The organism is Candidatus Goldiibacteriota bacterium (assembly GCA_016937715.1).
Classification (GTDB): domain Bacteria; phylum Oederibacteriota; class PGYV01; order PGYV01; family PGYV01; genus PGYV01.
The window spans coordinates 56649-76163 of sequence record JAFGWA010000050.1 but is presented as its reverse complement, the minus strand read 5'-3'; the positions used below and the strand labels follow the sequence as shown (position 1 = coordinate 76163).

Genomic DNA, 19515 nt, shown 5'->3' with positions numbered 1-19515 from the left:
TATGGCGATAAAATTAAATCCAGCCCTTGCTTCGTTCCACTGCTTTCTTCCACTCTGAAAAGTATTTTTCGCGTTTTTCCTGCGCCATCTGCGGTTTCCACTCTTTTGCAAGCGCCCAGTTTTTGCGGATTTCATTTTTGTCTTTCCAGAACCCAACTGCAAGCCCTGCCGCGTAAGCCGCGCCAAGGGCTGTGGTTTCCGCAACTTTTGGCAGGATGACATTAACATCAAGGATATCCGCCTGGAACTGCATTAATAAATTACTTGCGGTCATACCGCCGTCAACTTTCAGGGATTTTAAATTTATACCGGAATCTTTTTCCATGGCTTCAAAAATTTCGCGCGCCTGAAAGTCAACTGCTTCCAGAACCGCGCGCGCTATCTGCGCCCTGCCGGTAAAATGGGTAAGCCCTATTATCAGCCCGCGCGCGTCGCTGCGCCAGTGCGGTGCGAACAACCCGGAAAAAGCGGGTACAAAATAAACACCGCCGTTATCTTCAACTGACTCCGCAAGTTTGTCTATTTCCGGCGCTGAAGATATTATGCCAAGCTTGTCGCGGAACCACTGCACCAGCGAACCTGCAACCGCCACAGAACCTTCCAGCGCGTATACGGGTTTTTCGCCCTCTATTAAATATCCCGCGGTGGTAATAAGCCCGTTTGAAGATATTATGGGTTTGTGTCCGGTGTTTAAAAGAAGAAAGCACCCTGTGCCGTATGTATTCTTGGCGTCGCCTTCGTCATAACACGCCTGTCCAAAAAGCGCGGCCTGCTGGTCGCCAAGGCAGCCGGTCACAGGAATTGATGTTTTAAAAACACCGTCCGGTTTTGTCACGCCGTATGCCGACGCGGAAGAAGAAGGGCATATTTTTGGAAGTATTGAATCCGGTACTCCTAACTGATTCATCATTGATTTGTCCCACTTAAGGGTTTCAATGTTCATAAGCATTGTGCGGCTTGCATTGGAAACATCGGTGGCGTGGACGCCGGTTAAGTTCCATATTATCCACGCGTCCATTGTGCCAAAAACAGTACTGCCTGCTTTAACCGCGTCCGCGATTTTTGGGACATTATCAATAAGCCATTTTATTTTTGGCCCCGAAAAGTAAGTTGCAAGGGGAAGGCCGGTTGTTTTCTGAAATCTGTACTGGCCGCCGTTTTTAGCAAGGGAATCGCAGATATCCGCTGTCCTTAAATCCTGCCAGACTATTGCGTTATAAAGCGGCGTTCCTGTATTTTTATCCCATATTACGGTTGTTTCGCGCTGGTTGGTAATTCCTATTGCTGCTATTTCTTCCGGTTTTATTTTTGATTTTAAAAGGGTCTGTTTAATGCATTCCTGTGTGTTCTCCCAAATTTCCGCGGGATTATGCTCCACATATCCGGCCTGCGGGTATATTTGTTTGTGTTCTATCTGGTGGGAAGATACAGGCTCGCCGTTTTTGGTGAAAAGGATAAAGCGGGTGCTTGTGGTTCCCTGGTCTATAGCGCCTACATATTTTTTTTCGGACATTTGACCCTCCAAAAATAGCTTTAATTAATTATACAAAAGGACAGGGGATATATAAAGGTAAATAATGCGCAGCTCGGAGGGACGGAAGTAAAGACAACAAATATAAAACAAAACCCGTGTGAGTTATTGAGGGTTTTAAAACAGGGGCCTGGTGTGTTTTTTCAGTGCGCGCCGCGTAAGTATAGTGTGTATACGGCAGGGGCTGTTTAATGCATCGCCGGCATATTTGGATGTGCCGGCAGTTTGCGATTGCCAATGAATTAACATACCTGTTGATTTCAAGTTTGTTTGGATACAAGATTACCAATTTGCGGAGCGTGCTGAAAAAATATACCCGGCCCCTGTAAAACATGAGGGACGTAAGCAAAAGTAAGCAGTTAAGCAGTAGGCAGATAAGCATAAGCGTAAGATAGAAGTTTTTCGCTTCTGCTTAATTGCTTAATTTGCTAAAGCGCTATGTTTAAAAAAATACCTGAGTGATTTTAACCTTGTTATCTTTTGAAACAGATACGCCTGTTCCCACTTTTGTATAACCTTCATTCATAATATTTTTTCTGTGGCCGGGGCTGTTCATCCAGCCGTCAATGGCTTTTTCCGAAACCGTAATAGGCGGTTCTATAATCGGTTTATGAACCCCGTCTTCCACCATAATTGCCTGATGTTCGTAAATGTTTTCACCGACGCCGCGACGGATGCCGTTTTTTAATTTTTTATCAGTTTTGAAACCGGTTTTTTTTGCCCTTGCTGTCGGGTCAAGGCCGTCGGGGTTTACATGGGAAGTATAAGAGCGTTTTACCATGTCGCGGCTGTGGTTCCGCGCGATATTGGAAAGTTCTTCGCTGGCAGCCAGGGGTTTTAGCCCGTGCTTTACCCTTTCCGCGTTTACAAGCTTATAAACGCGCGCTTCGATCATGCGCGTATAATCATCCGCAAACAGTGCGGCGCCAAAGAGTAACACCAATAATGCTGAAAAAAAGGTTCTTTTCATATAATCACCTCTATAAACAGTATAATCGAATAATAAGGGATTATAAATAAAAAAATCTGTTTAATTTTAGTACAGTTGCGCATTTGCGCACATGCGCTGTAATGCGCATAAAGTTGCACAATTTGATTCTGTATGTGCCTAATAAAATAAGGCATTTCTATTAAAGGGATAACGGTATGCTTATTGCTTGTATGTATTGTAAGAAAATATGGAGGGACAAAAATGAATACTGAAGAGATAAATGAAATGCAGATTGTGACCGGGGTAAGAAAGTTTCTTGATGCGGTATTTGTGCTTACAGACGAGAAAAACGGTTTTAATTCCACGGCTTTAAGGGTTGAATTGCGGAAAAATGCCGTGGATATGTTTAAAGGCATTCTTGACGGTTTTGAATCGGTTGATACGGCATTTAAACTGCAGCAGGCGGTAAAAGTCCGAGGGCTTCTTATAAAAGTACAGTTTAAGCTGTGTGAATCTCTTGAAGAAGGCGTGGTTAACAGGGAAAATTTTTATACCATGCTTAGCATGACTAAAATGCTAAAAAATAAACTTGAATTATTCCGTGATAACCTTGAAGAAAGAAATATATTCAGGGGCTCAAGGCCTTCTATTTAATCAGGTGGTGATACTTTTTTTCCACATGTTTTCTTTTGACTTTTAAGGTCTGTGTAAGTTCATCGCCGATGGAAAATTTCTTTTTTAGAAGTACAATGTTGGTGATAGCTTCCCAGGGTTTAAAGCCGCTTTCCCTGTTGATAAGTTTTTTAAAATCTTTCCGGACTTCTTCGGAAAGCCTGCTGTGCATGATGATTTCGCCGCTTTTATGCATAAGTTCTTCAAAGGATATCTTCCATTTTTCCGCGAACTCTTTTAACCGTTCTTCGTTCATGGAAATAAACGCGGTAAGACCTTTTTTATCCTGGCCAAGCACAACCGCGTGTTCCACAAAATCCGATTCTTTAAGTTTTTCCTCTATAGGTTCGGGCTCCAGATTTTCTCCGCCGGACAATACTATAGTGCTTTTTGCCCTGCCCGTAATGGTGTAATCGCCGCTCTCGCTTACGTATCCAATATCGCCGGTGTTCAGCCAGCCGTCAGCTGAAAGTATTTCAGCGGTGGCTGCCGGATTTTTATAATAACCCATCATAACCTGCGGGCCGCGGACGAATAAAATTCCCCTTTCTCCCGGTAATGCCGCGGAGCCGTCTTCTTTTAATATTTTTACCTCTGTCTCGTCAAGGGGAATACCGATTGAACCAAGGGTATTTTTATACACGCGCCTTGTAATGGTGCCGGGCGCGGTTTCTGTCATTCCATAGGCGTTTACAAGTTTTATTCCGACAGAATTAAAGAAAAGGTCAACCGGCATTGGAAGCGAACCCCCGCCTGAAAAAGAAACCCTTAAATTTCCGCCCAGCGCCTGGCGCACGGGGGTGAATATTTTAAAAGCCGCCATATACAGCGGGTGCAGCAGAATAAGTTTAAGCCTGCGGAAAAAAGATGATAATAAAAGGCTTAAAGCGCCTTTCTTTTTAAAATATATCCTGTTGCCGCTGATGGCATTCTGCGTTATAAGCCTTTTTTCAGACAGATTCAGAAAAAAATAAAAAACAGCTTTTTTAACAGGTGAAGCTTTGTCTATTTTGCTTAATATTTTTCTGTGAAAAGTTTCCCACACGCGGGGGACGGAAGCTATCATCTGCGGCCTTTGTGATATAAGGTCTTCCTGCAGGTTTTTTACGGATGAATAAAAAGTTGTTACCCCGCACGCTGCGGTGCAGTATTCGTAAGTCCTTTCATATACATGCCAGCTTGGCAGAACGGAAAGGGTGGTTTCGGCGTCGTCTATTTTAGCTTCAAGCAGCGGGCTTAGGGCGCGTACGTTATGCAGAAAATTTACCTGTGTTAACATTACACCTTTGGGATTTCCCGAAGTGCCGGAAGTATAAATAATGGAAGCAATTCCGGATGGTTTTATTCTCTGTATCATTTCATCCGCTGCCGCGGGAGTTTCTTTAAGGATATTTTTCCCTTTTTCAAGCACTTCAAAATAGTATGTTATTTTTTCAGGGGGAAGGTAATCGGGAATTTCTGTATCGCTCTTATCAACAATAAAAACACGTTCAATAAGGGCAAGTTCCGCGGGCGTAAAATCCACCAGAAGTTCCTTAAGGATGGTTTTATTCTCCATTATTAAAAATGACGAATCGGAATGTATAAAGATGGTATGCAGTTCTTTTGGCGGCGTGTCAGAGCCGCGGGGCACGGAAACCGCCCCTGTCATAAGCAGGGCATAGTCGGTTAAAGACCATTCATATCTGTTGTCAATGAAAAATGACGCCTTTGCCGAGTTTTTTACTCCAAAAAATGAAAATCCGGCGGCAAGGCATTTAATGTCTTCGGCAAACTGCAGCCAGGTTTTTTCTGAAAAACCGGATTCGCCGTTTCTGTACCTGTGGGAAACCCTGCCGGGGAACTTTATGGCGTTTTTTAAAGGTATTTCACAAAGATTCGCGTAGTTCAGTTCCAGTTTCATTTGTCACCGTTTTCCGGTCTTTTTAGACGCATGATTTTAGAAGCGTTAGTAAACAAAGTTTATCAGAATAAAAGGTAAAAGTAAAATTATCTTTAAAGGCAAAAACTTGCTTTGTTGTGTGCGCGTGTATATACTTCATAGCGTAAGGGGAGAAATCAAAAACGGGCGTATTCTTTTAAAATCCCTGGTTCTGTATGTTCTATTTTTTGCAGGGGGCTGGAATGGAAGGACAGGAAACAAACAGAGGGATAATCTTAAGCAGAATATACAATCTTTCCCAGAGTGTAAGGCACGCCAAAATATCAGACGCGCAGGTATTGAAGGAAGACCTTGAAGCGCTTGTGGAACAGTGCGAAGAGGGGCGGATGTTCAGAGTTCAGTCCATGGCGCGTGAAGCCGCGGCAATTGCTGAAAAAGTGGCCCGTAATCCGTCTGCCGCCGAAATGAACTGTTTTCTTGTGCTGGAAGGCATGCTTGAGAAAATGAAAGAAGTATCATTCGGAGAGCGGGCGGAATATAATCCGAATGAAGTATCCGGCCTTGCGTCATCCCTGATGCGGAATATCAAATACAGCCTGAATGAACTTTCACATATCAGCGGGAATTCCAACAGCGACATGTCCACAGCGGTTATGGCCGCGGAGTGGATACTTGACAGGGCTTTTGAGAATAAGATTTCATACGGGTCTGAACGCTGGAAAGATATATTTGAACTGCTGCGGGAAACATATGGAAAAAAAACAGGGACTTTTCGGACTGCAGTGCAAAGTTCAATAGACGGGGAATACAGAAGCGATATAACCAAAGCCGTAGACAGGATAAATACCAAACTTAAAAAAATCAATGAAAACCTTTCAAAAGAGAAGGACAGAACTGTATCGATTATTGAATCCATGGGGGACGCGGTCATAGCTGTTAATAAGGAAACAAAGACAGTAACCATGAACAGGGAAGCGGAAGAACTTATTTCCGCCAGAAGCGGGATAATGTTTAACGAACTGGCGGGAAAACTTAAAAACGAACTGATGACTGACCAGTTTATAAAAGTAATGCAGTCAGGAAAAAAGATAAAAGAAGAAATTACGATAAGAAAGTCAGGAGAGATAAGGACGTTTATCTGTATTTTCGCGCCCATGAAAGGGGCAGGCGTAAAACTTGCCGGCTGCGTGGCTGTGCTGCATGAAATAACAGATAAAAAAAAGATGGAAGAGATGAAAAATGAATTCATGAGCATGGTCGCGCATGAACTTCGAACGCCTTTAACCCCGATACTGCTTTACAGCGACCTGATGATTAAAAGGAATCCGTCCCCGGAAAAAATAAGGGAATATGCCTCTGTGATATACAGGGAGACAAAAAGGCTTGGCGCGCTTATTAATGATGTGCTTGACCTGTCAAGGATAGAATCCGGCCGCGGCCTTGTGGGTTCTTTTGAAACCGCGGATGTTTCTGAAATATTAAGGGAAACGGCCTTAATGTATATGAATGCTTCAGATAAACATAAGATAGTTATCAGCGGATGTGAAAAAGAGGTTACAGTGGAAATTGACAGGGCAAAGATAACCCAGGTTATAATTAATCTTGTTTCAAATGCCATTAAATATTCACCAAAGGGAGGGGAAGTAAAAGTACAACTGAAAGAAAATAAGGATAGTTTTATAATTTCTGTGGCTGATGAAGGCATTGGGATTTCAGGGGAAAACTGCAAAAAACTGTTCCAGAAATTTTTCAGGGTTGAAGACGGAGCCGGGGGAATAATAAGCGGCGCGGGCATAGGGCTTGCTATAAGTAAAAAAATAATAGAGCTTCACGGCGGTGAAATAAAAGTAAAAAGCATTCCGGGAAAAGGCAGCGAATTTTCATTTCAGGTGCCAAAAATCAGAAAAGGGGGCAATAGTAATGGGTAGAAAAGTCATTGTAATGGCGGAAGATGAACCGGTAATCAGGGAGGCGGTAAAGGAAACACTGGAAGATAACTTTGAACTGCACATGGCGGAGAACGGGAAAGAAGTGCTGGAACTTTTAAAAAAAGTAAAGCCTGACGTGATACTGCTGGATGTGATGATGCCGGTAATGGGCGGACTGGAAGCCTGTAAAATAATAAAACACGATGAAAGCACGGCAAAAGTGCCTGTTATCTTTCTTACCGCGAAAGGGCAGATAAACGATGTTGAAAAAGGATTTATGGCAGGCGCGGACAGTTATATAGTAAAGCCTTTTACTGCCGGAACGCTTACGCAGAAATTGGATACCATTCTTTCAAAGGTGGAAGCAAGAAAGAAGATGTATGCGGAGCATAATAAAAGCCCTGAGCAGTGAAAATAAAGCTTAAGAGTGTGTAATTTATCTTATAAATCCTGAACCCGGCAGCACGGTACCGGCAGATTGATTATTGTGTCTGTCTAAGGGGCATAGCCTGTATCTGCCCGCAATCTGTAAAATTTTTTTATTTTTACCGCAGGTTTTTTCTTTTCTTCACGTTTATACATGTGAAGGAAAAAATATGATGTTTAAGGAGTGTTTTATGGAACATAAAAGAGTCTTTTTAAAACTCAGCGCTTTTATGGATAAAGAACTGAATAACGCGGATTCCAAAGAGGTAGCGCAGCACATTATTACCTGTGAAACATGCAGGATGGAACTTGAAAAACTTAAAAGGGCGCAGGAAAAGCTGCTGTCTGTGAAACATGATACCCAAATTGACCCTTATTTCAGGCAGAAATTGTATTCAAAGCTTGAAGCCGCGCCAAAGGTAAAAATTCCTTCCTTTAAGTGGCTGCCCATACCTGTGGCGTTATCCGTATTTGTCCTTATATTTTCGGTTTTAATGCTTTCATCACCCGCGGTTTACGGGGTGACGTCCGATAAAACGTCGGGGATGGTAAAAGAAATAGCGGTGGGTTCTATAATTCCGGGCAGCGTTTTAAATTTATTTGCCCCGGCAAACTATATTGAATTCTGCGGCAGGTGTTCGGCAATGATGTGCGCGTGTTGTGAAGAAAAGGGAATTACAAACTGTCCTGTAAAGGGGTGCAAACATGAGTAGAAGCAGATTCGCGGTATTTGCGTTAGTTGCGGGAATTATCTCTTTTTTAAACCTTTTAGGGCTGGAAAAAGCGCTTCTGGCAATTTTTATGGGAGTGTTCGCGTTAAAAGAAGTGGCGGCAGAAGGAAAAGGCGGAAAAAATTTTGCAATTGCGGGAATAGTGCTTGGTTGCGTGTACATTGTCACGCTTACGGTCATTGCAATTGTAAAAGGTCCGGAAATTTTAAATATGATAAAGGGGAGCTGAAATTATAAAAAAAGGAAAGGATGGTGATATAAAAGTAAGTGTTGTAACGGTATTAAAAAATAAAAAATTGAGGTGCAAGTATGAAAAAAGTAACTTTATTACTTATGGTTTTTGCAATGTTGTTCGCGGTATCGGCATTAGCCGCTGATAAGGCTGTAACTAAAAGTTCAGATATGGAATGCGCAAAGATGAAGATGCAGGGAAAAGACGCAAAAGACTGCATGAATAATAAAGACGGGAAAGGGTGCTGCGGGCTTAACGCGGATTTTTCCGTTAAGAACACAAAGGAAGGCGCTGTAATTGAACTTAAAGCAAAAAAAGACGGCGCTGACGCGGCAAAAATACAGGAATTTGCAAAAGGCTGGCTGGAGAACCGCGGTAAATGCATGGAAAAATGCAAAATGATGAAAGAGGCAAAGTAATTTAAATGATTTTGCCGGGCGCCTGATAAAGGCGCCCGGTATTTATTACGGAGGGTAAAATGGACATAAAGCTTAAAGTACAGGGAATGCACTGCACAGGGTGCGAGGCAAATATAAACGACGCGCTGGTGGAACTGGAAGGGGTAATAAAAGTGAAGGCGGATTTTAAAAAGGGAGAAGTAAGGGTACACTTTGATGAAAAAAAGATAAATTTGGATAAGATAAAAGAAGCGATAGAGGGAGCAGGGTATAGAACAGAAGATTAGAGGATTGGAAGATTAGAAGATTGGAAAAACGAGCGGTTTAAGCTATAAGCAGAAGCGGAAAATATAAAGGTTTAAGCTATAGCTTAATTGCTTAAGTTGTTAAGGTGCTATGTTTTATACTGGTAGGCGCGTCCTTTTAGGGCGCGGCAGTTGATTTATAAATACAGTAGATTAAGCTATAGGCATTTAAGCTATAGCGGAAAAACTGTTCTAAATTCTACGCTTATGCTTAATTGCTTAACTGCCTATAGCTTGAATTTTTTCCTCTGTCCCTCAGGTTTCATCTATGGGATATGGGATAAAAGGTTATGGGATAGAAAATTAGATTTAAAACCGGAGGGAGAAATGCAGGAAAAAGAATTCAGAATTAAGGGGATGCACTGCGCAAGCTGTGTAAGCGTTATAGAGCGCTCTGTTAAAAAACAAAACGGCGTGGAAAGTATTTCTGTCAACCTTGCGCTTGAAAACGCCTCTGTAAAGTATGACCCGTCACTTATAGGAGAGAAAGAGATAGAAAAAGTAATAGAATCGCGCGGATATAAAGTGATAAAAGACAGTGATAAAAGGGATGCGCGAAAAGAAGCGTTTTTTAAATTCATATTCGCCGTGGTGTTTACCTTCCCGGTCTTCATATTAAGCATGTTTATTGCCGCCGGAACCATACCTTTTCAGCCTTATATCATCTGGCTGCTTGCCACGCCCGTACAGTTTGTAACGGGGTTTGAATTTTACAAAAAAACATTTGACGCGTTAAAAAGTTTTTCCGCGTCCATGGACACGCTTGTCGCGCTTGGCACAAGCGCCGCGTATTTTTACAGCGTATACCTGATACTTTCCGGACACGGGCACCATCTGTATTTTGAAACGTCGTGCGTGCTTATAACCGTGATACTGCTTGGCAGATATCTGGAAGCGGCTGCCAAAAAAAAGGCCGCGGATTCAATACAGAAACTTATAGACTTTGCCCCTAAAACAGCTGTGGTCATAAGAAACGGCAGAGAGGAAATAATAATCACAAATGAAATAGAAAAAGGGGATATTATAATTTTAAAACCCGGCGATAAAGCCGCGGTGGACGGCATTATCACGCAGGGAGAGTCATCAATAGATGAAAGCATAGTAACGGGCGAGGCAATGCCCGCGGCGAAAAAGCCGGGGGATAAGGTCATGGCGGGCTCTATTAATAAGGAAGGAACACTTCAGTTTCGCGCGGAAAAGGTGGGGCTGGAAACCACGCTTGGGCGGATGATTGTGCTTGTGGAACGCGCCCAGTCTTCCAAACCGCCTGTTCAGAAACTGGCTGATACGGTATCTTCATATTTTGTGCCTGCGGTAATATTAATCGCGTTAATTACTTTTATTACATGGATGGTATCGGGCAATCCTTTTGATGCCGCTCTCTCGGCGGCTGTGGCTGTGCTGGTTGTGGCGTGCCCGTGCGCGCTTGGCCTTGCAACTCCCGCCGCTGTTATTGTGGCATCCGGCCTTGCGGCAAAATCCGGGATACTGGTCAGGGACGCATCCGCGCTTGAACTTGCCGGAAAGGCAAAAAATGTGGTCTTTGATAAAACAGGCACCATTACAGAGGGCAAACCTGTTATTACGGAGCTGGATGCGTTTGCGGATAATCAGATTAAGAAAGAAGATGTCATAAACATATTTTATTCTCTGGAAAAAAATTCCGGACACCCGCTTGCTTTGGCTATTGTGGAAAATATTGAAGGTAAAATAACGGGTAATTCAAATTTAAAGGCGGAAAACTTTAAGAATTTTCCCGGCAGGGGAGTGGAAGGTGTAATAAACGGCAGAAAATATTATATTGGTAACATGAGATTTATAGAAGAGGCAGGCGCGGATACTGACGGTTGTGCCGATAAAATAATGGAAATGGAACAGTCGGGCAAAACCCTTATGATACTGTCTGACGGAAAAAACTGCCTTGGGTTTGCTGCAGCGCAGGATTTGGTAAAAAAAGATTCATCCCAAGCGGTAGCGCTGTTAAAAGAAATGGGTATTACCGTGCATATGGTGACAGGGGATAATGAAAGGACAGCCGCTGCCGCCGGAAGGCAGACAGGAATAGAAAATATCACAGCCGCGGTTCTGCCCGAAGGCAAAATAAAAGCGGTGGAAAAATTAAAATCAGACGGCATTGTGATTTTCGCGGGTGACGGCATCAATGACGCGCCTGCACTTGCATCCGCGGACGTGGGCGCGGCGTTTGCGTCAGGCGCGGACATAGCGTCAGAGGCCGGCAATGTGGTGCTTATGAAAAACAGCCCGCTTGACGTGGTAAAACTTATTCAGATAAGCCGCCTTACGGTAAAAAAAGTAAAGCAGAATCTGTTCTGGGCTTTCATATATAACATTGTTGGAATTCCCGTGGCTGCAATGGGGTTGTTAAACCCCATGATAGCGGGCACTGCCATGGCATTCAGTTCTGTTTCTGTTCTTTTAAATTCGCTGTCAATGCAGCGTTCACAGCGCAAAAAAATGCGCGGTTAATTTCTGTTTAATACCCTTATTTATAAGGTTTTCTCTGCGGTATGATATTTGCTGATATTAAGGCAGATATTATAATAAGGAGGAACAGATGTTAAAAACCGCAAAATATCTGGCGCCCCTGGTGCTGGCTTGTTTCATAGGATGCGCCACTATGCCTGATAAAAGGGTGCAGAATGTAATGACGCCTGAAGAAAAAAAGCAGGAAATTCAGGCGGTAAAATTAAGCAGGCAATTATGGCAGGCAGGTTCTGTTCTTGCGGGTGTGGCCATAGGGCTTACATCAAATGGTGAACCGGGCATTAAGACAGCTGTTACCTGCGCGCTTCCGGTAATGTTTTTATCAGTCACAAGTTTTGCCAATCTTGCAAGTTACGCGGAAAATGAAAAAGAAAGAAAGTATCTTTTTGATTTTACTGTGGCGGGAGTAACAATGGGGGCTGTGATAGGCGGGCTGTTATATGCCGCTGTTGCGACAGGGCCGGCTGCTTCAAGGACATCCAACGACGCGCTGATTATTCCCTGGATGATAACCGCGTCGGCATTTGTTTTTCCGTCGCTTGGCGTCATCTGGGCAAACATAGAAAACCTGTTTGCCGGAGGCGGTGAAATATGAAAAAAATAACCGCGGCTTTCCTTGTGTTGATAATGGCTGTAAATATTGCCGGCTGCGTCAGCGTCCCCGAGAAAAAATACATGGACAGGCTGACTGATGAAGACAAAAAAGAGGTTCAAAAAGGTGTTGAATTTAACCGTTCCATGTGGCAGATGGGAAGCGCCCTTACAGGCGCGCTGTTGTCAACTTATGGTATGACTGAAAGGGATATTAACGGGAACCTGCTGACATTTTCCTTTGTGCCGCTTTCTTTTGTCACAATAACCTCCCTTTGCAACCTTCATACTTATAGAAAAAATGACGCGGAGAGGACAGGCATGTACATAGGGATGCTTGCAGGGGCAATTGCCGCCGCGGGATTTTCCGCTTTTTATGTTTCAAAAAATATGTCACAGCCAAGCCAGTTTTCGCTGCTTTCAATATATTTAATATGGCTTGTGTTTCCGTTATCGCTTTCCGTCGGCGGCCTTGGCGCCATAATTGGAAAGTTTTTTAACGGGGAATAAAGCTGTTAAATGTTAATGTTATTTTTTCAGTTTAGCGGTTTGGTATAAACTAAAACGGGAACTTTAATTTATTTATGTTAAAATAATAAAAATTTTTAATAAGGAGCTTTTAATGAAAAGGGTGACTATAAAGGATATTGCAAGGGAGCTGGGCCTTGCTTATTCAACTGTGTCAATGGCTATTAATGATGACAAAGAAATAAGCCATAAGACAAAACAGAAGGTAAAAAAAGCCATTGAAAAAATGGGTTATATTCCAAATCAGACCGCGCGCAGCCTTGTAAAAGGAAAAACGCATCATATATCTGTCGTAACTCCCGGGCTTTTTTCCCTTTATGAAATGTATATAGTGAGGGGCATTGAAGAAAAAATGAAAAAAAGCAGATATGACATAATATTAAGGTCTGCCAGATATGACTGGTCGGAAGCTCAGAACGAAATGATAAAGGTCCTGCATGAAAGGTCGTCGGATGCCGTAATTATAATAGGGGTCAAACTGCTTCAGGAAGTTATTAACGAATATGAAAAAGCAAAAATGCCGCTTATAATAATAGATGCCGGAGCGTCAAAAAAAGGCTGTTTTCTTAATATCGATAACCATGAATGCGGAAGGCTTGCCGCCGAACGTTTTATAAAATTGGGAAAGAAAAAGCCCGCGGTGCTTCTTGGAAATACGGAATATGCTTTTTCCCAGGCGGAAAGAAAAAAAGGTTTTTTATCGGCGCTTTCAAAAAAAGGCATTAAATCGGAGAACGTGCTTATAAGCGAAAGTCCGGTGTATCTTCCCGAAGATCTGAAGCTTTCCGGATATAAAGGCGCCGAAAAGATGGTAAAAAAAGGTGCGGACTGCATATATTGCGCAAGCGGGGATTTTACGGCGATGGGCGTTTTTAAGTATTGCGCGGAAAAAGGCATGAAAATGCCGGCAGATATATCAGTGATAGGCACTGATGATTTTGATGTTGCGGATGCCCTTGAAATAACCACAATAAGACAGCCGTTAATCAGGATGGGGGAAAGGGCGTTTGAACTTGCTGAAAATTACGCGGATATGTGTTCTGTAGAAAACGTTGATGAATATTTCGCGCCTGAAATTATTTTAAGAAAAACCTGAAAATTTTCTTGACAATAAGCTGAACAGGGGGTATATTTAAATTAAAACTGAAACGTTTCAGATGTTTTAAAACAAGACCCTGAAACGTTTCAGAATAAAAGGAGGCGCTTTATGGGTATAAAAAAGATGCTTACTGTACTTGCGGCCATGTTTTTTTCGGTTATTGTGTATTCGGCACCTGTTACTGTGGATATGGGGGTGACAGTTAATACAAATACCTGTGATACCATAAACTGGACAGATTCTCAGGGCCTGCCAAGGTCAGCCGGCATTGTAAAGGCCTTGGGCAATCCGCATGGTTATAAAGGAGGTTATCTTTCAAAATTTACATATATGGACGGCGCATCTGCCGTAAATATAAATGAAAGTAATCCTGCCGGAGACCTGTCGGGCCTTGGTTTCATGATAAACCATGTTATATACCTTAAAAGCGGCTATTCGGGCCGCGGCTGGATAAATTCAAAACAAGACGGATTTAACCCCACAACAACTTTACTTTATAAAGGGGATAATCACGCCATTTATGAAACAGAGATGGATATATATGGGGATGACGCAGACCATGCCAAGGGTTCTTTTAAGGCGAAGTGGATATATATGGTAAGGACAGGCAATGATTATATAGTGGATTCTATCGCCTATGATTTTTCATCACAGCCGGCCGGCACATGGGGTCATGATATACGGTCGCCTTACTGCGAAATAAACTGGACAGGGACAGGCGCGTCAAACACGCTTACAGAGAGCATAGACGGAATAGAATTCAGCGCCACAGACAGCAGCGCGGCAAGCTGGATATTTAAAACAACAGGTTCATCTCCTTTTTCATCCGGATATACATATAATACTCCGGGAAAAGGCGTGCCTTACACTCTGCAATGGAAAGACACACCGGACAGGGAAGTAGGGTACGTATCAACGCTGGATTTTACACAGCAGGCGGCAGCGGGCGGTTTTATTTCCGCGCCTGTTAATATAGGAAGCACATCTGCAACAATGCCGCCCAACTGGGGCGTTAATTATCAGGCTAACGGGTTTCAGAACTGGTACGGCGATAAAATGACATGGCAGCTTCCGTACGGCGCGGCAGGCGGGGAATCAAGCCAGGACGGCACGGTCCATAAATCAACTGTCCCTGACTGGACATGGAGAAAAGACTGGCCGGCTTATCCCACAAACGGGTTTACTCTGTTGATTCATACAGGCAAGAAAACAGACGATAACGTAAGAAAACTTGTGACAGAATCATCGGATATACACTCGCTTGTTAATCCGCTGACGGCTTCAACAGGCAGTGTTGTTACAGCCGGAAAAATGAACCTTTACAGCACAGCGGGAAGCTATACATTAAAACCGGCCGGGTATAACCATATATATCACGCATGGGAAGCAAACTGCGCGTCAGACAGCGCGGTTTTAAGCTTGGCGCTTGGCGCTAAAAGCCTTAAAAATCAGACATTCATATTTAATAATTATACGGGTTCCGCCCTGCCTTTAATAAGCGTAAACGGTTCAACTTTGTCGGACGGAACTGATATGTACTGTTCGCTTGATGACGCAAATGACAAATTATACGTTACTTTTAACAGGGTGTTTACCGGAACCACATCAATTGAACTTGGCGGCGTTTCTGTTACCGCGACATTTACAAACACAGCCACGCTGTCAGGGCCGACATTCACTCCGACTGTTACAAACACGCCCGGAGGCGCTGTTGAGGACTGCGTGAATATAAACATAGACCGCTCGCAGGTGCCTTCTATGGCGTTCATGAAAAAACTTACCTTAAAGGTGCATGTGGGCAACTGCGATTCCGTGAAGGTGTACTGCGATTCTGTGGAGATTCCTTCTTCCTATGACAGTTCATCTGATATCTGCATGTTCACGGCTGAAGGAAATGATATTCAGATTGTAAGGACAAATTATTCGGGCGGCGCCCTTGATACTGTAACCAAGGCTGTCCTTTATGATGATAAAAAGTGGGCGTATTCTTTCACTTTTGATGACGGCAGGCCGTCAACCCATGACGTTGCTCTTCCGATATTTGAAGCAAAAGGTTTCAGGGGCGGCGTTGCGCTTAATACTTCGCAGAATCCCGCAACCACAGACAGCTATGGTATGAGCTGGCTGAAACTTGACACTCTGTATTCAAAAGGCTGGAGCTTTTTTGACCATAATTATTCGCATCAGGCTGTAACATGCGACAACATAAGCACCGAAACGCTTCCTGTTAAGCAGGCGATTGAAGCAAGGTGGCCCGGGTACTTGTGCACGCATTTTGTTTATCCGTATGTTAATACAACTAACTGGACATGCATACGGGATTCGGGCCTGATGCTTTCTGCCGAAAATTTTACGGGTAATAATTACGCGGATATTATGCCGCCTAATCCTTTTATTATAAACAGGAATGCTTTTATGAAAGACACAACCGCGGCTTCTTATAATGCAATGGCGGATAGTGCGGCGTCCGACACAAGGCCAAGATGGCTTATTTATTTTACGCATGCGGTGGAAGCCGGCAGTACAGTGCCGGGTGATTATGACACAAATGAAACGGTTTTGTCTGACCATATTAATTATGTGTACAACACATACGGAGCCGGCGGCCTTGACAATATGTGGTTCGCCCCGTCTGATGAAGTTATGCATTATATAGTGACAAGGGAAAAAGCCGTGGTAAGTTTTGTTGGTTCGGGAACATGCGGAGCAATTGTGACCGCAACGCCTTCAAATACAGCAACATATACCGCAACTGCGACGCCCACGTCAAGCGAAGTATGTGTGTTTGACAATCTTGATGACGGAGATTCGGGAAACAGTTTCGGAGGTTTTTGGTATTCTTATGCTTCCGGCGACCCGGATTATCCCGGTGAAACATATATTGCGCCTGCGTCCGGAGCAGCTTCCTGCCCGCCTTCTGCCGGCGGCGCTTTATCAACCGCATATGCCATGAGAATGACAGGCACAGTCGGCGCGGTTAACGCGCCTGATTATCCTTGTATTGGCCTTGGGACGCAGCTTTCTTCGGATGCCGGAACGCCTGTCTTTGATGAAACAGACATAAGTTCATGCACGGGGATAAGGTTTTATGTAAAAGGCGACGGGAAATCCTATTATATAAAGGTACCCTATACAAATTCCGCCGGCGCAACCCTTACAGGTTATGATGATTATAAGTATGTCTTTAATGCCCCTGTTTCGTGGACGCAGTTTAGTGTTCCTTTTACAAGTTTTGCACAGGCCGGCTGGGGAACAGCCGCGGATTTAGTGACTGTATTAACGCATGCAAAAGAATTTCAGTGGCAGACTAATTTTAACGGGACAGCAGGGACTCCTGCTGCGGCAGAACTATGGGTGGATGAAGTAGAGCTTATTGGATGCGCTGTGTGCCCTGCCGCGCCTGCCGTGACTTCAACAATGACACCCACTGCCACGCAGACTTATACAAACACTTCAACACACACAAGCACGTATACATTTACACAAACCAATACATTTACTGACACAATAACACCGGGCGGCCCCACGTTTACTTTTACGGAAACGTTTACGGATACCGGCACATATACCGCAACTTATACAAGCACGCAGACTCCGGCAAATACGGATACAGCAACATCAACTTATACGGACACACCAACCAATACATATACAAACACGCAGACAAATACGGCAACCGCTGTTTTAACTCTGACTTTTACGGCCACGAATACGTTTACTTACACATCTACATTTACAGGAACAAACACGCCGTTAAACACCGCAACATACACAAGGACAAACACTCCCTTAAATACCGCAACTTACACGTTAAGCGCCACGCATACACATACCGCAACGGGTATAGCGTTTACTTTTACCCCGACCCTGACTTACTATGTTCCTGCAACCGCAACGTATACGCCTGATGTATCGGATCAGCTTGAAATTCAGGATGTTTTTGTTTATCCGTGCCCTGTAAACGCGGATGAAGGAGAAGACATTAATATCAGGTTTAACGCCAGCAGGGCATACAGGGAGCTGGATATTAAAATATATACTGTAAGTTCCAGGCTGATAAAGTCAGTTACAACAGGCCCGGGAAACGCGGGATTAAATACGGTTAAAATTCCGAATCGTGTAATTAAAAGCCTTGCTTCCGGCGCTTATTATTACGTGATTAATTCCGAAGATAATAAAAAAGCGGGTAAAATAGATAAGATTATCGTGATGAGAAGGTAAATGGATAAAACCGCGTTTAAAACGGCTGTTTTAGGCGCGGTTTTATTCTTTATGAAAGCCGTTTCGCACCTTTACGGCGCAGTTTATACAATCTGCCCTTCGGGCTGCGATTATGTTTCAATACAGGCGGCATATAACGGAGCTTCAACCGGCGACACGCTGGAATTAAGGGCGAATCTGTCAGAGAACATGACATGGACAACCGCGGGCAAATCGTGCGATATTACATCCCAAAACGGACAGCGTTTTACCTGGGACGGCGCGGATAATTCCGGGGCAACTTTTGTTCTTAACAATATAACAACATCCCTGCCTGCCTGGACAATTTCCGATATTGTCATGAATCATTCAAGTTCAAGCGGAGGCAATGTTATAGAACTGAAAGGGGGAGGCCAGGTGCACCCCAATGTTACAATTGATAACTGTGTCCTGATGAGGACATCGACTTCAACGGTAAATAATAATATTATTGTGAACACTTCATCATGGGATACAAATACCAATGATCAGGTGTCCCTTAACAGGACCGAAATCATCGGCAGTTCATACTGTAACGGTTTAAGTTTTCTTCAGGCCAACGGCGGCGGAAACACTCAGTATACTTATAATCTTACAAACTGCATAATAAGAAACTTTACCGGCGCAATGAGCGCTTTTTATGATGATGTGCCGAATCAGGGGCTTAGGATTCAGGCTTTGAACTGCACCTTTTTTAATAACTATAATGTCCTGCGTTCATCAGGGGACTACAGAAACACTGTGGGGTTTATAAAAAACTGTTTTTTTCTTGCCAATACCAATGATGTTTCAAATCTTCACGCCGGCATGAAACCTTATTTTACCTATTGCGCGATTTCGGGCTCGGGATACGGTACAGGCTGCCAATATAACCCGGCTTTGACGGAAGTGATAGATGCTTCGGTGACAGCTCCTGATTTAAGGCTTTCATCCTCTTCGGTTAAATGCCTTGATTTGGGAACCAACTCCGGCGCGCCTGCTGTTGATTTTGACAATAACGCGCGGCCTTTTAACGGCGTCACTGATATCGGGGCTTTTGAAAGGCGACTTAATATACCAATGATAAAATCCGCTAATCCGATTAAAGGGACTTTTGGGGACACAATAACATTTTGTATTGAATATACAAATGCCAATAGCGAGGCTGTTTCGTTTAATATATGGGATACTGTGCCGTATGCCATGGATTACGTATCCTGCGATTCGGGTTGCGGGGTCAATTATTACGGCGACATAAAGGTTGTATACTGGGTTTACACCCAATTGGCATCCGGAGCAACCGGCACGGTTTGTTTTTCCGCCGTTATCGCCAGATATCCTTAATTAAAACAGCATAATTACGCGCGGGCCGGCCTAAAAAAACTTCATGGAAATAATTATTATGTTTATGTCCGGTTGACTTGTTAAAACCTTATGATATAGTAATTATATGAGTTTTGGGCAGAGGTTTTTGCAGGGGCGTCAGGAATGCGCCCTGTTTTTTAGCCGATATATTTATACAAACAAATCAGGAGGAT

16 protein-coding genes are annotated in these 19515 nt (G+C 43.5%); 13 read left to right on the top strand and 3 right to left on the bottom strand.

The features are described 5' to 3' along the window. Positions 1-13: 13 nt before the first annotated feature. Entirely contained in the window at positions 14-1513 is a 1500-nt protein-coding gene (gene glpK, locus JXR81_05760) for a glycerol kinase GlpK (GenBank protein MBN2754359.1), read from the bottom strand. Between the two features lie 460 nt (positions 1514-1973). Further along, entirely contained in the window at positions 1974-2501 is a 528-nt protein-coding gene (locus JXR81_05755; protein MBN2754358.1) for a CAP domain-containing protein, read from the bottom strand. A 222-nt stretch (positions 2502-2723) separates the two neighbouring features. On the opposite strand from JXR81_05755, the gene JXR81_05750 reads away from it, so the two are divergent. After that, positions 2724-3116, top strand: coding sequence for a hypothetical protein (locus JXR81_05750; GenBank protein MBN2754357.1), 393 nt, complete (start codon positions 2724-2726; stop codon positions 3114-3116). Here JXR81_05750 and JXR81_05745 read toward each other — a convergent pair. After that, positions 3109-5037, bottom strand: coding sequence for an AMP-binding protein (locus JXR81_05745; GenBank protein ID MBN2754356.1), 1929 nt, complete (start codon positions 5035-5037; stop codon positions 3109-3111). The two genes, JXR81_05750 and JXR81_05745, sit on opposite strands and share 8 nt — an antisense overlap. A gap of 221 nt (positions 5038-5258) precedes the next feature. Here JXR81_05745 and JXR81_05740 point away from each other — a divergent pair, with 221 nt between their 5' ends. The 12 genes from JXR81_05740 to JXR81_05685 all read left to right on the top strand — a co-directional run bounded on the left by JXR81_05740 (position 5259) and on the right by JXR81_05685 (position 19321). Further along, positions 5259-6944: a PAS domain S-box protein gene (locus tag JXR81_05740; GenBank protein MBN2754355.1), complete on the top strand. Its 1686-nt coding sequence runs from the start codon at positions 5259-5261 to the stop codon at positions 6942-6944. Then, the gene (locus JXR81_05735; GenBank protein ID MBN2754354.1) at positions 6937-7356 is read left to right on the top strand and encodes a response regulator; all 420 of its coding nucleotides are present in this window, start codon (positions 6937-6939) and stop codon (positions 7354-7356) included. Before JXR81_05740 ends, JXR81_05735 begins: the two co-directional genes overlap by 8 nt. Positions 7357-7561: 205 nt before the next feature. Further along, positions 7562-8083, top strand: coding sequence for a hypothetical protein (locus JXR81_05730; protein MBN2754353.1), 522 nt, complete (start codon positions 7562-7564; stop codon positions 8081-8083). Continuing rightward, positions 8076-8330, top strand: coding sequence for a DUF4190 domain-containing protein (locus JXR81_05725; GenBank protein MBN2754352.1), 255 nt, complete (start codon positions 8076-8078; stop codon positions 8328-8330). The genes JXR81_05730 and JXR81_05725 overlap by 8 nt, the downstream gene beginning before the upstream one ends. Before the next feature lie 80 nt (positions 8331-8410). Beyond that, positions 8411-8752 (top strand): hypothetical protein, encoded by a 342-nt coding sequence (locus tag JXR81_05720; GenBank protein MBN2754351.1) that lies wholly within the window; start codon positions 8411-8413, stop codon positions 8750-8752. A 59-nt stretch (positions 8753-8811) separates the two neighbouring features. Next, the gene (locus JXR81_05715) at positions 8812-9018 is read left to right on the top strand and encodes a heavy-metal-associated domain-containing protein (protein MBN2754350.1); all 207 of its coding nucleotides are present in this window, start codon (positions 8812-8814) and stop codon (positions 9016-9018) included. A 345-nt stretch (positions 9019-9363) separates the two neighbouring features. Then, positions 9364-11523: a copper-translocating P-type ATPase gene (locus JXR81_05710; protein MBN2754349.1), complete on the top strand. Its 2160-nt coding sequence runs from the start codon at positions 9364-9366 to the stop codon at positions 11521-11523. Between the two features lie 88 nt (positions 11524-11611). Continuing rightward, the gene (locus JXR81_05705; protein ID MBN2754348.1) at positions 11612-12136 is read left to right on the top strand and encodes a hypothetical protein; all 525 of its coding nucleotides are present in this window, start codon (positions 11612-11614) and stop codon (positions 12134-12136) included. Further along, on the top strand, positions 12133-12642 hold the full coding sequence (locus JXR81_05700) for a hypothetical protein (protein ID MBN2754347.1): 510 nt from the start codon (positions 12133-12135) through the stop codon (positions 12640-12642). The genes JXR81_05705 and JXR81_05700 overlap by 4 nt, the downstream gene beginning before the upstream one ends. A 112-nt stretch (positions 12643-12754) precedes the next feature. Then, positions 12755-13756 carry a LacI family DNA-binding transcriptional regulator gene (locus JXR81_05695; protein MBN2754346.1) on the top strand — a complete coding sequence of 334 codons (1002 nt, stop codon included), beginning with the start codon at positions 12755-12757 and terminating at the stop codon, positions 13754-13756. 111 nt (positions 13757-13867) lie between these two features. Continuing rightward, positions 13868-17980, top strand: coding sequence for a CIA30 family protein (locus JXR81_05690; GenBank protein ID MBN2754345.1), 4113 nt, complete (start codon positions 13868-13870; stop codon positions 17978-17980). After that, a complete protein-coding gene (locus JXR81_05685; protein ID MBN2754344.1) occupies positions 17981-19321 on the top strand; it encodes a DUF11 domain-containing protein in 1341 nt (446 codons plus the stop codon). The last annotated feature ends 194 nt before the right edge of the window (positions 19322-19515 follow it).

What these genes read in the sequence shown, in the direction of transcription:
- JXR81_05720 (MBN2754351.1), top strand. Translation starts at nt 8,411, where the DNA reads ATGAAAAAAGTAACTTTATTACTTATGGTTTTTGCAATGTTGTTCGCG.
- JXR81_05710 (MBN2754349.1), top strand. Translation starts at nt 9,364, where the DNA reads ATGCAGGAAAAAGAATTCAGAATTAAGGGGATGCACTGCGCAAGCTGT.
- JXR81_05690 (MBN2754345.1), top strand. Translation starts at nt 13,868, where the DNA reads ATGGGTATAAAAAAGATGCTTACTGTACTTGCGGCCATGTTTTTTTCG.
- JXR81_05685 (MBN2754344.1), top strand. Translation starts at nt 17,981, where the DNA reads ATGGATAAAACCGCGTTTAAAACGGCTGTTTTAGGCGCGGTTTTATTC.
- JXR81_05725 (MBN2754352.1), top strand. Translation starts at nt 8,076, where the DNA reads ATGAGTAGAAGCAGATTCGCGGTATTTGCGTTAGTTGCGGGAATTATC.
- JXR81_05755 (MBN2754358.1), bottom strand. Translation starts at nt 2,501, where the DNA reads ATGAAAAGAACCTTTTTTTCAGCATTATTGGTGTTACTCTTTGGCGCC.
- glpK (MBN2754359.1), bottom strand. Translation starts at nt 1,513, where the DNA reads ATGTCCGAAAAAAAATATGTAGGCGCTATAGACCAGGGAACCACAAGC.
- JXR81_05695 (MBN2754346.1), top strand. Translation starts at nt 12,755, where the DNA reads ATGAAAAGGGTGACTATAAAGGATATTGCAAGGGAGCTGGGCCTTGCT.
- JXR81_05745 (MBN2754356.1), bottom strand. Translation starts at nt 5,037, where the DNA reads ATGAAACTGGAACTGAACTACGCGAATCTTTGTGAAATACCTTTAAAA.
- JXR81_05715 (MBN2754350.1), top strand. Translation starts at nt 8,812, where the DNA reads ATGGACATAAAGCTTAAAGTACAGGGAATGCACTGCACAGGGTGCGAG.
- JXR81_05700 (MBN2754347.1), top strand. Translation starts at nt 12,133, where the DNA reads ATGAAAAAAATAACCGCGGCTTTCCTTGTGTTGATAATGGCTGTAAAT.
- JXR81_05740 (MBN2754355.1), top strand. Translation starts at nt 5,259, where the DNA reads ATGGAAGGACAGGAAACAAACAGAGGGATAATCTTAAGCAGAATATAC.
- JXR81_05750 (MBN2754357.1), top strand. Translation starts at nt 2,724, where the DNA reads ATGAATACTGAAGAGATAAATGAAATGCAGATTGTGACCGGGGTAAGA.
- JXR81_05705 (MBN2754348.1), top strand. Translation starts at nt 11,612, where the DNA reads ATGTTAAAAACCGCAAAATATCTGGCGCCCCTGGTGCTGGCTTGTTTC.
- JXR81_05730 (MBN2754353.1), top strand. Translation starts at nt 7,562, where the DNA reads ATGGAACATAAAAGAGTCTTTTTAAAACTCAGCGCTTTTATGGATAAA.
- JXR81_05735 (MBN2754354.1), top strand. Translation starts at nt 6,937, where the DNA reads ATGGGTAGAAAAGTCATTGTAATGGCGGAAGATGAACCGGTAATCAGG.